Below are 15,122 nucleotides of genomic sequence, written 5' to 3' on the forward strand. Positions count from 1 at the left end.
TGAGGCTTACACCTGAAGAAAGGTGCCAACCACAACAGGTGGAGGCGGTCTCCGCGGTACGGTGAAGTCGGCAAAGTTTATGAAAGTTAAGCCGCTTCGCCGCTCACCTGCAACCCGTTGGACGGGATGAACCTGTAGGCGAGTGGTCCTGTTCCTGCCTCGACCTGTACTATCCGAAAAAGAAAGATCTGTATGTGCCTTCTATTTATTGCGCAAATAGCACCAGATGCTCCAGCCCGAGTAAGTGCTCGACGACTGTCGGAAGTCTCTGGTCTTCGTATTCAGAAAATAAAAGTTTCTGGCGGTGGATCTGCATTGCATTTTTCAACAACAGGGGACTGCTCTTGTGGGCTGCTCGCAGACCATTATGAAATTGACGCTCCGATCTGGAAACTCGAAGAACGATATTTACCTGCGTTGGTTAAGGCATTGGAAGTTCTTGGCAGAGTAAGTAAAAAATTTAAAATGGTAGCAAAGTTTTTGGGAGGCGAAGTAGAGGAGACTCAGGCTTCTATCCAGTTGGAAGAGTTGCTTGATGCCGTCCTCCACAACCGTGTGCAAAACAATGTCGTGTACACGGTGACTTACGAAAGCCAAAAAGGAGCAGGCGGAAAAAGCTGAGGGGCCTCAGATGGGCTGGTAGCTTACGTAGGTCTTCGGAGCGAAAGAAGTAATCCCAACAAAAAAGTTGGACCGGTCCCAAAGCGGCCGGTCAACTTCCAGCCGTTGTGGGGGGCGATGGGACCGGGTGTTGATATGTGAATAACTTTCCTTTCCCGCCGGGGGGAAAGGTTACAAGAAGGGAGAGATGAAGTTGAGAAGGATTCTAATCGTCACCTTGGTAGCTGCAGCCTACCTCCTGGTCGTTTCCGTCATTCTCGTTTTTCTACCATTTTCAACTGCGCCGAAGCTTTTGCGGGCGGTCATTCCCCAGAGTCATACTGCGGCTCTCTTTTGGATGAAGCTCCGTCACATCGCTGTCGTTGGACTGGTTGCGGGGTTGGTTATGAAGTTGCCGGGTGCGGTGCGACATGATCAGAGAAAGGTGTTGACCGACTCTCTTGCGATCGGGACCGTTGCCGTCCTGTGGGGGATCTTTTTCAGGTCGATTCTCATCGGAAGTGCCGGCACCAGTTGGATTGAAATCACCGACTACCTAACGGTGTGGGCGGCCGTTCCGTTTTGGGCGTTGCTTCGGGTTACCACGAGGCCGAATCGGGCTACCTAGAGCGTGGTAAAAGAAGGCGGCGCCAATGCTTTTAGGATGTCATTCCGGGGACATAATCGGATTAAAGGACACATGAAGAACTGAAACACAGTCTTCAAGGAGTGAAGAAGTTATCGGCATTTTGTCTCCGGGGATTCCCACTTCGTTGAGTTAGTAGGGGCAGGTGGCGGGTAGTTGGTCCGGGGAGGGGCGACACTGATATGAGATGGTTACTTATTGCATTAACGCTTTGCTTGCTTATTCTGTATTTCTTGCTGCCGGCGCCTTACTTGAGCGAGCATGAATCCTCTCCACAACAGGACTCGCAGGTTGATGCGAGCAAGTCGGTGAGCCAGGAGGCTCAGCAATCGCCTACGGCTTCTCCTAGACCACCGACACCGGCGCCTATCAAAGAGTACTACGTACGAACAGATAAAAACGGTGTCATCCATCTGGGTAATACCAAGGGTGGTTCGACAGAGGCGCCGCGTCCTGAGATGCCAAAGAAAGTTGAGCCGCCGGTTTCCCCGACCAGGAATCAAGCAGTGCCTCCGTATGTCACTCCGCCGGTATATCAACAGGTAGCGCAGGGGAGGAGTGGGCAGCAAAAAGCAGTCCCGCCGAATATAACCTTGGCTATGAATGCTGCTGCAAATGCTAATTCAGGTCTCAACGCCTTCGAATCTTGTCGGTGTAAAAACGGGCTGGCAACGAACGGCGACTCAATGCAGGAGGTGATGCAGAAGTGCGACGAACCTGTTGCAAAAAGCGCTTCCTATAGAAGCGGGTGTGCTGAGATCTGGCTCTACAATTTCGGCCCCAACGAGTTCATGCAAGCTGTTTGCTTCCACCGTGGTCGTGTGAGCAAGGTTATCAGCCTTGATCACGGCTACTGATCCACAACGAAGTTCTGAAGGTGCACTTCCCAGAGGGAAGAATGCTGCTTGCTAAAATTATTTATTGGACGACGATGGCAATTCTTTTTTGCGTGCTGGTTAATATTGCCATGGTCGTTGTACTATCGAAGCGGGGGAGGGAGATTATGCTGAAGGCTTCCGTCATTTTAGTGATGCTCTGTCTGCATTTCAATGCCGCTGAAGCGCAGGAGTCAACCTCTCTTCCGGAACCATTTAAAGGTTATAACAAGGTCAGTGTCAGGGACGCTAGCTACCTTGGACCAACGGTGCTCATAGACCCGTCTCTCAAATATAAAAAGATTCACCAGGAGCCAGAGCCGGGCGTTGAGGGAGACTTTTCAGATGATGACTCATATCTGGAGTTCAAATGTGGCAATAATACTTTGCAAATCGGGTTCACTAACGGTCTGAGCGAAGATCCCACCTTCATCTTGCGTACCTCGGTTGGCCCCAAGAAACAAACGGTCACTGCCGATGGCACCTATCTCGCCATATCTAACAGCTGTTTCATCTACATCTCCGGTAATAGCAACCAGTTTTACAACGTAAGGCGAAAGTTCACGGTGAATTCGAAAGGTATAAGGGAAGTGCGCCAACCGTTGTATTTGGTCGATGAAGTCTGCGTAGCGTCGGCGCCAGTTGACTTGCGGACACAAAAATGTGGCAAAGGTGAGAGTGTCGCGAAAATACCTAAAGGCGAAAAGGTTCAAATACTTCTCGCTGAACGGTATTACCACGACGAAGATGGCGCTTCTACCCCAGCATGTCAAGACAGTGGCCTGGGCGTCTTCCCTTATGAAAATTACCTGGTTCGTTCACAGTTCGGTTTGGTCGGTTGGGTTGCGAACTCCGCTGGGTCTATCGCTGGCGAGCCCGGAAATCCTTTGTCATGCATCATCATGAATGGGGATTGATGGCCAGTCAGGAGCAAAGGCTGGGGTCAGGCTTGCAATGTTGCAATCTTTAGCGGTGACTTTGCAACTATGAAAGCCTGACCCCAGTTTCGCCCCCCATGCCGAGACAAGCGAGACTCGATCTGATGAGAGGTGGGGACATGCGATTGGCACCGTCTGACCACCGATTAACCACCTACAAGGGGGATCCCCATGACGACAAATAATAAAACAGTGAATGATGCCAAGCTTGGCGGTCGGTTTACGTTCTCCGGCACATCATTGTCGGCCCAACGAATAGGCTATGGCGCGATGCAGCTCGCAGGGCCCGGGGTATTCGGCCCGCCCAAGGATCATGACGCGGCGTTGGCTGTACTGCGCGAAGCCGTGGCGAGCGGAGTAAACCATATTGACACTAGCGATTTCTATGGCCCCCACGTCACCAACCAGTTGATCCGCGAGGCGCTGCATCCCTATCCCGAGGACCTCGTCATTGTTACCAAGGTCGGTGCCCGACGCGGCAAGGAAGGATCATGGTTGCCGGCTTTCTCACGCGAAGAACTAACACAGGCGGTTCACGATAACCTGCGCAACCTGGGCCTCGATGTGCTGGAGATCGTCAACCTCCGCGCCATGTTCGACGTGCATGGGCCTGCCGAAGGATCAATCGAAGCGCCGCTAACGGTTCTAGCCGAGCTCCAGCAAAAGGGCTTAATACGCCACATCGGTCTCAGCAATGTCACCCCCGCGCAGATTGAGGAAGGACGTCGGATTGTGCCGATTGTTTGCGTGCAGAACTTTTACAATATCGCTAACCGAAATGATGATGGCCTAATCGATTCTCTCGCTGCACAGGACATCCCTTACGTGCCTTTTTTCCCACTTGGTGGGTTCACGCCGCTACAATCGTCCACTCTTTTGGAGATTGCGGGCCAGCTTCAGGCTACGCCTATGCAAGTCGCGCTGGCGTGGCTACTGCACCGGTCGCCCAATATTTTGTTGATCCCTGGCACGTCGTCGGTCGCTCATCTCCGTGAGAACCTGGCGGCTGGTGAGTTGACGCTGTCACCCGAAACCCTGAAGAAACTGGATCGTATTGCCGCAACGACGGTGGCGCCGATGCATTGAGTACAGGAGTGCAAATAACTTTGGAGAACCTTGGTAAGTTGCGTCAGGTGCCGAGGTATCAAGAACTACGGCTTCAGCAACCTCAGATCGCTTGCTGATTCTACGGTGTTGGTCAGAGCGGGTGAGAGCCGATCGAGCCGACTGAAGTCGGGATAAAGGGCGAAACCGGTTCGTAAGAGTTGACGGAAGGCTATTGTCAACAGGACGCAGCACCGGACAAGCCGGTGTGCTTAGCGTTGGGCGAAAACCAGCACCAAAACCATATCGGGTATGACATGGACAAGATTACGCTTGGCAACATCTAATTCACTCCCGACAGCTTGAACGAATTTGATGTCCAGCAAATCATAGTTTCCATACCCGCTAGCCCTGTAGGGGATAGGAGAGTAAGTGTCTATAGTTGTCCGTACTTCTGTTGTCGTTTTTGGAATGGTTTTGTTGCTGTCCCTTTCAGCTCACAAGGGTTTTGGCGCCGATCAGCTTCCTGCGAGCGGCAGTGACGAGGACCAGGACGTTGAACTGTCCTGCCCCAAAGAAGACTCGTACATCGTCAAGGATAAGGGAACAAAGAAAAAGCTGCAGATTTGCTACTCTCCGAACGGCAGTCAAAACGGCGACATTTACGTGATGTTGGAGGAGGGTAAAAACAGCAGATCTGTACTCAGCGCCGGAGGCAGTGCGGCCGGATTCGCCCCCGGCAAGGCGGCCTATCCCGACATCGAGGTGTCCTGGCACTTCTCAGCAGATGAATCCCCTTCCACGCGGTACATCTGGAACGGTCATAATTATGAAGAACAAGCCGCGAAACCGGTGAAAAAGAGGGCAAAGAAGGCGCTCGAACTGTATAAATCAGGCAAAGTTGAGGAGGCAATCAAAATATGGGAGGAGGCTTACCAGCAGAGTGCAGCAAGTCTGTCCGCTGAGGACTACAACAACCTCGGGTTTGCCTATTATACCGTTGCAAAGCGTCAGAACTCTGCGGAAAACTACGTCAAGGCTCACACCTACCTCGATATTGCCCTGCAAGCTCAGCCAAAAAGGTGGACAGCGCATCTGAACCTCGCCGACCTCTATGCAGAGGAAAAGATGTTCACGGCCGCTATTGAGGAGTATCAAAAGGTTTTGGAACTGAAGCCTGATTACAAACACGCTGCAGCACTGCGGGATAAGATTTCTCAACTGAAGCTCGAACCGAGAGAGGTGGGGGTTGAGGTCGTGGCGCTGCGGCACGAGTCTGGGGGGAAGAACATTACCTTTACCAGGCTGGATGAACACAAGGTCATGAATAGAGGCTATTTCGAGAACGGGAAAACCAGATTTGAGGTCGTTCTTCTTGACGGCGCGGAAGACGGACCCTACCGAAGCTGGTTCGAGAACGGTCAGTTGTCTGTTCGCGGGACGCAGCGCATGGGAAAAGCGATCGGGACCTGGGAGTATTTTGATACAGCGGGGGAAGTAAGTCAGGTTCTTGTTCATTACCCCGATGGGTCCCTCAAGGACGTGACGCCGAAGCGATAGGCCAACCATCGGATGGTGCGGTGCCCCCCGCACACCCTCTACGCGTTGGAAGAAATCGAAAATACAAATATAGGCGGAGCGGAGAGAGACGTAGTTACTAACTTAAGTAACGCGGCCGTCAGGAGGCTCTCCAGCTATTCACAAATTCATAACTTTGCCGCAACACCACCGCGTTGAAATGGAGCCCAGATGAAATTTTCAGCAGAGGATAGCGACTCACCGACGACGGACTGGTCCGTCTCCGACGATTTGGCCGAAGAGAAACTCAAGGGTCTGAAAAAGTCATCCAAGGTCCTTGTTGGGTTCTGGCGGCGCTTTTTTGCGGACTTCCTGGACGCAATAATTCTCGGTATCCCAGGTTACGGAGTCGGGTACCTGTTCAGATACCGCATCAGCGCCATGGGAATACACGCCATATGGATCGGCCTGACCTGCAGCTTCCTTTACTATGGACTTCAGCATACCAGGCTTTGTGGTGGCCAGACTCCCGGCAAACGCCTGCTTGGCATCCAGGTCCTGCGTCGGGATGGAGAGTATCTGGGTTTCGGAAAATCCTTCCTTAGATACCTGGTTGTATCGTTCATTTTTTACAACGGGATGTATGGAAGCCTCCTCAGGTATATCCCCGATTCGACGATGATGGCCGTTGGTACCGTCTATATCCTGGTTGTTATTTGGGCTTTCTTCGCTTGTTTCCTTATGATCCCATTGCATCCGCTTAAGCGAGGACTGCACGATATGGCCGCAGATAGCATCGTGGTCTATAAAGATTGTTTTGACACTGAGACCCTGAACCGCTTGGAGGATTCCGCGAAAACGAAGCGCGCTTTGGTTATATTGACTGCAGTGTCCTGTCTCTTCGCTGGGGCTTTCGTGTGGGGGGTACAGAAGATCACTTCTGGGCATCCTGGTGACATGGCAGAAATGGGTGAAATTCAGGAGTATCTGGCAACGCAATACGACGGTGTTCAGGTAAGAGCCAACACCTTCAATGGCAAGGCGCAATCCTTGGCAGTGATAGTATATGTTCCCTTGGCCACATTCGATCAGAAACCAGAAAGGGAACGAATCCGGCAAGAAATCCTCAACAAGGTCAGTACGAAATTCAAGGATCTTGACCGGTTCGGCAAATTGCGAGTAGCTATTTCTTCTGGCTTCTGCCTTGGAATTGCCAATTATAATGTTGCAGACTGAGGGAGAGCTCCGGAGGGTCAGGGGCAAAGCAAGGGGGACGGTCAGTTGCATGCGTTTCTCCATGCAGGGCCGGTCTCGCCATCACGATGAAGGGTAGGTAAACGCATAGAACGCATGACCGTCCCTTCGACGTCCCCGAACGACGAGGTAACATAGCCAGGGCGTCCAACAGAGGCGTCCTTTGAGAATGCCCGAGCCGGATGAAGGGGAAACTTTCAAGTCCGGGTCTTAGGGGGGGGAGGGAGCCGCAAGGCTTCCGACCTACCCGGTGCAATATGAGGAAAATTATGGTAAAGCGCAAGCCAAAGACGAATAAAGCCAAAAGAGACATTACTGCTGGCTATTACGTTGTCGCTTTCGTGGATCTGCTCGGACAGCAAGGACATTTACGGAACTTGAAGGGACTTCCAGACAAGTCGGAACCAGCTGAGATGCAAGAGTTTATAAAGGCTCTTAAGAACACTTATGGTGTCGTTACTGGGATGCGGAAGTCTTTCTCCGAGTTCTTCACTGGATTCGCAAAAGAAAACCCATGGGCTGCGAAACTAAGACCTGATCAGCGGAAACTCTACAACCAGCTCACTAGCGAGCCGATCCAGTTTCAAAAGTTTTCTGATTCGGCCGTCGTGTATCTCCCATTAAGGACTAATAGATTCAAGGTCCCATGTAGCGGTATCTTTGGGGTGCTTGGTGCTACGGCAAGCACCCTGATTTTTTCACTTGCCGGTGGGCATCCTGTGCGCGGTGGAATCGATTTGGGCGTAGGGCTAGAAATTTCAAGAGGAGAGTTTTACGGTTCTGCCCTTGCCCGTGCCCACACGCTAGAATCTAAAGTGGCGTCATATCCAAGGGTGGTCGTGGGGCAGGAGTTGGTAAGTTACTTGACTCATACTGCACAGCAAAACCCAATTGACATCTACGGTCAAGCGAACAAAGATGCGGCCAAAATTTGTTTAGATCTTCTGGCCATTGACGAGGACGGATGTGTATTTATCGACTTTCTCGGTGCTGGTTGCAAAGAGCACATGACAACTGCATTACCTCCAGAGATAGTACAAGTTTGCTACGGCTTTGTATGCAACGAGCTAACAACTCATGAGCATAGAAAGGATGACAAGCTGATTCGAAGATATAAAATGCTGAAAAGTTACATAGAATCTCGGTTATCCCTGTGGCAATGAAAAGGAATTACAAAAAAATGTCAGAGCCAAACCGTTAGACCCAGCCGCCGGAAAAAGGTGGACTGGCGGGGTCAACGGCTGGCAGTTGTACGAGAGGAAAATGAATGACCATAGCTAATTTAATGCAGTCTGTGCCATCTCAAGCCTGGATTGCTCTAGCGACGGCAATTTTGTCATCAGGGATGACCCTTCTGGGTGTGTGGCTATCAAACCGTGCTACAAATCAAAGGCTTAAACTGCAATTGGAGCATGACCAAAAAATAAAGCATGAGGATCTCGTACGGAATCGACTCGAAGAGCTTTACGTTGAATCGAAGAGATACCTGAATCATCTCTGCTCCCACTACTTCCCCTACCGTCAAGTTATGCAAGGAGAGCTAACCTTCAACCAAGCACTGGACATGACGATTAGTAGTGGCGAAAAGGTGAAATTTGACCCAAACAGAGTGACACTGCTCATTCACATGTATTTCCCCGAAGTTCAACCAGCTTTCGATGACATAATGATCGTACGGGAACAACTAAATGAAATCATAAATGGCTACAAATGGCAGTACAAAAGTGGAAATACGGACGGAAGAAAATGGTTGCAGGCGTTTCAACCGCTGTTGGAGTTGCTTTCAAAAAAATGCGGAGACTTCGATGGCGAAGTCGTGAAGCTGAAGGATCGATGCACATCTATCGGCTCCACGGGTTCGCTTCGCGCCCCGTAAGCCTCAGCCTCTTGGGCAAACGGATCTGCTTAACTAGAATTAGAAGATTTTGGCGCGCACCTCGGCACCATACAACATTTATATTCAAGGGACGACTCATGGACTCTGAACTTCTAAAAACTATCACGTCAATTTCAACTGATGCTATAAAGATTATCGGCCCCGCTGCAATAACAGCTTTTGTTGGTTTTAAGGCGGGCAAGGTTCAACTTGAACTCAAAATTGCTGAAGTAGAACGCAATAATAGGTTTAAAGCACATGAATTGTTATTTAATTACTACAAGGACTGGCAAAGCCATGTAACAATGCGATACGATCAATTAGTAGAAATGTTTGGAACCATCTCTGGAGTGATAGCAGCTAGTAAAGATAAGGAAGAATTTCCTCTCAACACATACGTTCTGAAGTGCTTCGGCTCTTATGTAAAGTCCGCTCCATATGATGTTGATATTGCGATACGAGATTTTGACACCTTAAAGTTAGAATATCAATTGGAATATGAAATACTACAGGAACATAAACGATTAGCTGCGTCTTTACGCAGAATGGGTGATTTGGACCAGATATTTAGGACTATAGCAGATCTGATAGAAATATACGGCCACATCCACAGATGCGCTAATTTAATAGTAGGCGCGCAAGCAAAAATGGCATTAAATCCATATATATCTGGCAACCCCAATAACAGTCTTTGAGGAGTTGAAAGCAAACGTCCAACCCGCGCAAGCAAGGGGCAAAGCAAGGGGACGGTCATGCGTTGCATGCGTTTCTCTATGCAGGGCCGGTCTCGCCATCACGATGAAGGGTAGGTAAACGCATAGAACGCATGACCGTCCCCTTCGACGTCCGCCATTTACGAATCGAGGAGCAAGGATGAAATACACCACCTTCGTGTCGCAGTCCCTCCAAATGATTCGCTATGTCATATTGCTTGTCATCTTGTCCCTACTTGCCGCCACTGCGTTCGCACAAGGTGATGGTGCCAATAACGTAAAGGACAGTAAGAGCTATAAATTGCCAAGCAATATTAAGCTGTACTTCGAGGATAAGTATCAGAGCTTGGACGATATTATCTCTACTCTGCAGGAAACACCGAACGGTCCTTTGGGTCGGCTGCTTCTGAGCGGGAAACTGGTGCTGAAGAATGCACCGAATGCGGAGCCAGAGACAACGGAACCCCTAAGCGAGCGGGCGCGGCGGGTCGCAAGGCAGTTCATTGCACAGGAGGCTTCTTTCCTCGGCATCGAGAACCTGGGCGAGATACGGGAGAGGAAAACCTTCCAGGATGACTACGGCAACAACTTCACCTATGTGCTGCTCGACAGGTATATCGATGGGGTACCGGCGGAAAGCGGGGATTTTCGTTTCCTCGTCGATCCTGCAGGAAACATCGTCAGCGCACAAATTGAGCTGATTCCTTCCCCGCCCGAGCTGTACGCGGCGGCAAAGAAAAAACATCTTCCGGAAAAGAAGGTCATGGAGATCGTGGTAAAGGACCTGACGGACGCCGGCGAGAATGTGAAAGCGTTGAAGCTCAATCTTCTTCGAAAGTATGCGAAGCCGAAGCCCCCTTACGTCCGCTACGGGGTTACGGTGGTGTTGCCCGGAGTCCCCTCCAAGAAAATCAGTTTTCAGATCGATGCCATAACTGGCGAAATAATCACAAAAGCTGTGCATCACAAGGTGATGTGACTCCGGCGCGGCCGCGAAGATATTACGGGATGAATTCCAACAACGGAGTTGGACCGAGGCAAAGCACTGGGGGAATGAGGGGGACGCCCATGCTTTTATGCGTTTCTCCTTTCCCAAGACGGCAGTAACGCATAATTACATGGGATGTCCCCCTTCTTGGCCCAAGGCGGGGGCAACCGGACACGGGCGTTGTATATCCAGTGACCGTAAAGAATTGAGTGAGGAACATCATGAACTACAGGAAATCGGTTCTGCTTCTGGCGCTCCTTCTCCTTCCGTTTACCGGCACCTCGCGGGAGGCCTGCAGCGCAGTGACCGAGCAGGAGGTTGGCCGGGCATGCGTCGAGGCCCTCGAGGAGGCGTCTTCTTATTATTTGCAGAAGATCGTCGCGATCCGGGACAATGAAGGCCGGAAGGACCTGATCTTGCTGGAGGCGGGGCTCGCGGGCAGCGGCAGCACGTCGCTCGTTGCTCTCCTGAGGCTCCCGGACGGTTGCCGTATCGTCCTCAGCACCGATGGCAGGGGCATCGACGCAGAGCCGAAAAAAGGTAAAGGCTACCCCGACATCCACACGTACTATTTTGACGACGACGATCACAACGAAGCGATGCAAACCAAAGACGTCACCTACTTCTGGAACGGCAAGGAGTACGAAGACGTCACCCTCAAGAAACGAACCAAGAAGGGGAAAGGGCTCAATCAGAAAGCCCTCGATCTCTTCAAGCGCGGCAAGATCGAGGAGGCCATAGCTATCTGGAAAAGGATCGAACAGGAGCCAGATGTCGCCACTGCAGAGGTCTCGAACAACCTTGGCTTCGCCTATTACACCCTGGGCAGGAAGAACCACGACACCAGGCGCTATTCGGAGGATCCCGGCGATCCCGGGCCGATCGAATCGACTCCCTGGGACATGGCATTCTTCTATCTGAACAAGGCCTTGGAGAAAGAGCCGAACCGGTGGTCGGCCCTGCTTAACATGGCAGACCTGGAGTATGAGGAAAATGACTTTGTCTGGGCTTTGAAGCAGTATGAAAAGCTGCTTAAGGTGAAGCCGGACTATGTCCATGCCGATGTAATCAGAAAAAGGATTGAGGAATTGAAGGGAAAGCCGGAGAAAGTCGGCGCCGAAGTCGTCGTCATGAGCTACCGGACGGGAGAAAAGGACATAACATATACCAGGGTGAATGCCCAAAAAGTGCTGCGGTGCGGGTATTACCGGAACGGCAAACTGCGTTTCCGCGAAAGCATCGTGGACGGTCTGGAAAACGGGGAGTTCCGGTCCTGGTTCGACGACGGGAAGGTAAGCGTCGAAGGGCAGCAAAAAAACGGCGAAGGGACGGGGAAGTTTGTCTATTACCAGCCGGATGGCTCCATCAGTCAGGTCCTGATTCACAAGGAAGACGGGACCGTAGACGACGTCACGAAGGAGTATGCGAAATAGGAAGGAAATGGCAATGGGGCCAGGCTTCGAAGTTCTCAAGTTGGAGGTGGTGGATGTAGGGGAGGGGGGATTTACTCGTGGCTCCTTTTCGGCCAGCGTGATGGCTCTCCGGGCGTCGAACCTGAGGCACTAAAATGCACATTTGGCAAAAAAGCGGCTTAAGATGGCTTAAGCTGCCGGTATTGCATGGTTTTACCGAAAAAACCATCACGCCCCCACAGGCGTCCCCTCGGAGCGGGAGCAAATGGAGCTACTGCGGCTATTTACACGGAATTACTGGGTAATTTCTCCTCGCCAACAGGCCGGTAGATCCATGAGGGATAGGGACCTACCCCTTCAGGACCGTCTAAACGGGTACACCTTTCGGTTGCCCACGAGGGGAGGGCTGATAGACTTCCCACATGCCTACCCTCGCTCGCATAGACCAGGTCGAACTTCTCCAGCACGTCATCGTCAAAGCCGTCCCGGGCCAACGGCTCTTCGAGGACGACAATGACCGTGACATCTTCCTCAGGATACTGGAACCTCTCCTCGCCCAGACGGAGACCCAGTGCCTCGCCTGGGTCCTGCTCCCCGACCACTTCCACCTGCTGCTGCGCCCCACCAGGCAAAGGCTTACCACTTTGATGCTGCCGCTGCTGGTCGCCTATGCCCGCGGCTTCAACAAGCGGCACGGCCGGCGCGGGCGCCTGTTCCGCGGGCGCTACAAGTCGGTGGCCTGCGAGGACGAAACTGTCCTGAAGGAGCTCGTCCGCTACCTCCACCTCCACCCGTTGCGGTCGGGCGAGGTGGCGAGATACAAGGATCTCGAGAACCACCCATGGTGCGGCCACGGCGCGATCATCGGCTCGTCGGTGCTGAGATGGCAAAGCGTGGGCGAGGTGCTGGAGACTTTCGGCAGGAAAAAGGTCAGCCGCCTGCTGGCCTACCGCCGGTTCGTGAAGGCGGGCGCGGGTCAAGGGGAGCGGCGGGAGCTGGCCGGGGGAGGAAAACGGCGGGTGCGAAGGCTGGGGTTGGAGGCGCATCCGGCCCGGTGCGACGGGCGCACGCTGGGCACCAGCGCCTTCGTGCGCGGGATCGAGGAAGCGGAAGAGTGGCAACGGGCGCCGGTTCGTGGAAGGGCGGAGAACCTCTTCGGTGAAAGCCGGGCGGTGGTTTCGGTATCGGAAGTGGTCGAAAAGGTAGCCGCGGCGGTCGGGCTGAGCCCGGAGCAGGTTCGAGGGCGGAGCCGGCTTCCCGAGGTCCGGAGGGCGCGCAGCGCAGTCTGTTACGTGGCGTACGTACGGAATTGCCATCCCGGCAAGGCGGTAGCCGCCGAGCTGGGCATGGCCCACTCAACCATCTGTGCCGCAGCCCTGGCGGGAGAATCTCTGCTCCGCAACGACCTTCGCCTCTACCGCCTGCGGTGGTGACCCGGTTTTTTCAAGGGGAACTTCCAATATTGATTTCTGCCAAGGCAAATCCCCCCTGTCCCCCCTTCGCAAAGGGGGGGACGTGAGGCTGGCGGAAGGAACTCGTAGGTCGCGTTGAGGATACGAAATGCGACAGGCTTTAACAGGAAAAGGAAAGGGCGCCGGATTTCGGCGCCCTTTTTTCATTGATGCTCTTTTTTTTCGTCGTCTTTCCCCCGACCGAAGGAGCATGCCGGCGACATTCAGGTCTGAACGCCGAGCTTCGGCAGGATGAAGCGCTGAAGCACCACCCAGAAGACCAGGAACCCGCCCATAAAGAGAAATCCTTCCATGGTTTACCTCCTGAGACGTCTATACCATACATTCCAGTAAAAATATATATGGAAAACCCGGCCCTTGCCGCAGCCCATTCCAGAGGGAGCTTTTCCGCTACCCCACGTTCATGCTCCGCTGCGGGATCCCCACCACGCTCAGCTCGAGGATCAGATCCTCCAGGTGGGCGAAGGACTCGGTAATGGCCCCGGCCGGCTTCTGGATCTCGAGGTACCACTGGCCGCCCGGTGTCTGGAGGCCCAGCGGAGTGGCGTTGAGGAGCGTGTTCTCGCCGCTCATCTGCACCGGGTGGAGCGACTTGCGGTTTTCCACCCGCCCGAGCAGGCAGGAAGCCCGGCCGGACTGATCCACCTCGACCGATTGACCCCACCGCTCGTACACCCCTTCCTCCGGTACCCGCACCACCAGCGTCCAGGGAACCGCCCCGCAATCCCCCATCAGCCAGGCCCCGACCCCCCTCAGGTGGCAGTTGTCGTGCCCCTTGAAAAGCTCGGGCGGGAGGCGGAAGCGGGTCGAGTAACTCTCCCGCGACTGCTTGAGCACGGCCCAGGCGGTCCGCCCCATGAGGGCGCGCAGCGAGATCACCCGGGTGAACGTTTGCTGGTGCTGCTCGTAGCGGGTCAGCCATTCGCTGGCGCTCCTGATCCAGATGGCGAGACTGGTGAGCGATTCGCTCAGCGTTTCCGCCTCGACCGGCAGCGGGGATTCGAGCTCCTCGTAGTCGTAGATCTTTCTCAGCCCCTGTTCGCAGACCCAGGCGCGGTTGACCGTCTCCTCGTAGTCGCGGCAAAGCCTTTTCAGGGCGAGATCGCGCTGGTCGTTGAGGGCGAACGGCTGGCCGGGAGCGGAGAGTTCCCGCTTGCGTTTGACGGCTTCTAGTTGGAGTTCGAGGGTGGTGAGGGGAGGGGTAGCTTCGGCTTGGTAGGTTTCGTCCGGGGGCGCCTCGGCGGTCTCTTCTTCCCCCCGCTCTTCGACGTGAGCCTCCTCTTCGGCGGGCTCTTCTTCGGCGGCTTCCGCCTCTGCCATGAGGGCGGCCGCCTCGGCCTCGCCCGGTGGTGCTTCCGGTTCGGTGACGCGGTCGATATCTATCTGCTTTTCCTGGATCTTCAGACCGAGCTGGAACTGGGTCCACGCGTAGTCGAGGGATGAGTACTCCTTGAATTCGGTGAGGCACCGTTCGATCAGGACCGAGGCTTCATCGAGCAGGGCTTTCACGTGCCAGTTGCGGTACCTGGCAGAGAGTACTCTCAGATCCGGATGGTACATCGCCACGTTGCAGGCAGGCTTGCCCATGCTAGGCCCTCCTTTGCCTTTTTATACAAGTTTATCAAAACGGCAAGAATAGCGAAATGAACTACTTCGGCCGGTGGGTGGTCATAGAAAACCCTTGCCGGCCTCTGACAGTATTAAGCTATCACAGCCGGGCAAGGGTTCAAGGAGAGTGGATGAATCTAAGCGTGGGATAATGAGTGTATTGCGGCGGGTGGGGGCT

14 protein-coding genes are annotated in these 15,122 nt (G+C 53.4%); 13 read left to right on the forward strand and 1 reads right to left on the reverse strand.

The annotated features are described in order from the left end of the window. The first annotated feature begins 192 nt into the window (after nt 1-192). The 13 genes from L4X63_RS06970 to L4X63_RS07030 all read left to right on the forward strand — a co-directional run bounded on the left by L4X63_RS06970 (nt 193) and on the right by L4X63_RS07030 (nt 13,297). Entirely contained in the window at nt 193-621 is a 429-nt protein-coding gene (locus L4X63_RS06970; protein WP_250677896.1) for a hypothetical protein, read from the forward strand. 187 nt (nt 622-808) lie between these two features. Continuing rightward, on the forward strand, nt 809-1,228 hold the full coding sequence (locus tag L4X63_RS06975; protein WP_250677897.1) for a hypothetical protein: 420 nt from the start codon (nt 809-811) through the stop codon (nt 1,226-1,228). A gap of 200 nt (nt 1,229-1,428) precedes the next feature. After that, nucleotides 1,429-2,103, forward strand: a complete 675-nt coding sequence (locus L4X63_RS06980) for a DUF2845 domain-containing protein (protein WP_250677898.1) — start codon at nt 1,429-1,431, stop codon at nt 2,101-2,103. Between the two features lie 41 nt (nt 2,104-2,144). Next, the gene (locus L4X63_RS06985) at nt 2,145-3,038 is read left to right on the forward strand and encodes a hypothetical protein (RefSeq protein WP_250677899.1); all 894 of its coding nucleotides are present in this window, start codon (nt 2,145-2,147) and stop codon (nt 3,036-3,038) included. 192 nt (nt 3,039-3,230) lie between these two features. After that, nucleotides 3,231-4,145 carry an aldo/keto reductase family oxidoreductase gene (locus tag L4X63_RS06990; RefSeq protein WP_250677900.1) on the forward strand — a complete coding sequence of 305 codons (915 nt, stop codon included), beginning with the start codon at nt 3,231-3,233 and terminating at the stop codon, nt 4,143-4,145. A gap of 390 nt (nt 4,146-4,535) precedes the next feature. Then, the gene (locus L4X63_RS06995; RefSeq protein WP_250677901.1) at nt 4,536-5,663 is read left to right on the forward strand and encodes a toxin-antitoxin system YwqK family antitoxin; all 1,128 of its coding nucleotides are present in this window, start codon (nt 4,536-4,538) and stop codon (nt 5,661-5,663) included. 189 nt (nt 5,664-5,852) lie between these two features. Continuing rightward, entirely contained in the window at nt 5,853-6,857 is a 1,005-nt protein-coding gene (locus L4X63_RS07000) for an RDD family protein (protein ID WP_250677902.1), read from the forward strand. Between the two features lie 287 nt (nt 6,858-7,144). Further along, a complete protein-coding gene (locus L4X63_RS07005; RefSeq protein ID WP_250677903.1) occupies nt 7,145-8,038 on the forward strand; it encodes a hypothetical protein in 894 nt (297 codons plus the stop codon). Between the two features lie 104 nt (nt 8,039-8,142). Next, complete coding sequence (locus L4X63_RS07010) at nt 8,143-8,751, forward strand: hypothetical protein (RefSeq protein ID WP_250677904.1); 609 nt, start codon at nt 8,143-8,145, stop codon at nt 8,749-8,751. A gap of 98 nt (nt 8,752-8,849) precedes the next feature. Continuing rightward, complete coding sequence (locus tag L4X63_RS07015; RefSeq protein ID WP_250677905.1) at nt 8,850-9,446, forward strand: hypothetical protein; 597 nt, start codon at nt 8,850-8,852, stop codon at nt 9,444-9,446. A 178-nt stretch (nt 9,447-9,624) separates the two neighbouring features. Further along, entirely contained in the window at nt 9,625-10,443 is an 819-nt protein-coding gene (locus tag L4X63_RS07020; RefSeq protein ID WP_250677906.1) for a hypothetical protein, read from the forward strand. Between the two features lie 230 nt (nt 10,444-10,673). Beyond that, nucleotides 10,674-11,885: a hypothetical protein gene (locus tag L4X63_RS07025; RefSeq protein ID WP_250677907.1), complete on the forward strand. Its 1,212-nt coding sequence runs from the start codon at nt 10,674-10,676 to the stop codon at nt 11,883-11,885. Between the two features lie 401 nt (nt 11,886-12,286). Then, nucleotides 12,287-13,297, forward strand: coding sequence for a transposase (locus L4X63_RS07030; RefSeq protein WP_250677908.1), 1,011 nt, complete (start codon nt 12,287-12,289; stop codon nt 13,295-13,297). Nucleotides 13,298-13,726: 429 nt separating this feature from the next. On the opposite strand, the gene L4X63_RS07035 is transcribed toward L4X63_RS07030, so the two are convergent. Further along, complete coding sequence (locus L4X63_RS07035) at nt 13,727-14,923, reverse strand: hypothetical protein (RefSeq protein ID WP_250677909.1); 1,197 nt, start codon at nt 14,921-14,923, stop codon at nt 13,727-13,729. Nucleotides 14,924-15,122: the final 199 nt, after the last annotated feature.

It is taken from the genome of Geomonas sp. Red32, assembly GCF_023652955.1.
GTDB lineage: Bacteria > Desulfobacterota > Desulfuromonadia > Geobacterales > Geobacteraceae > Geomonas.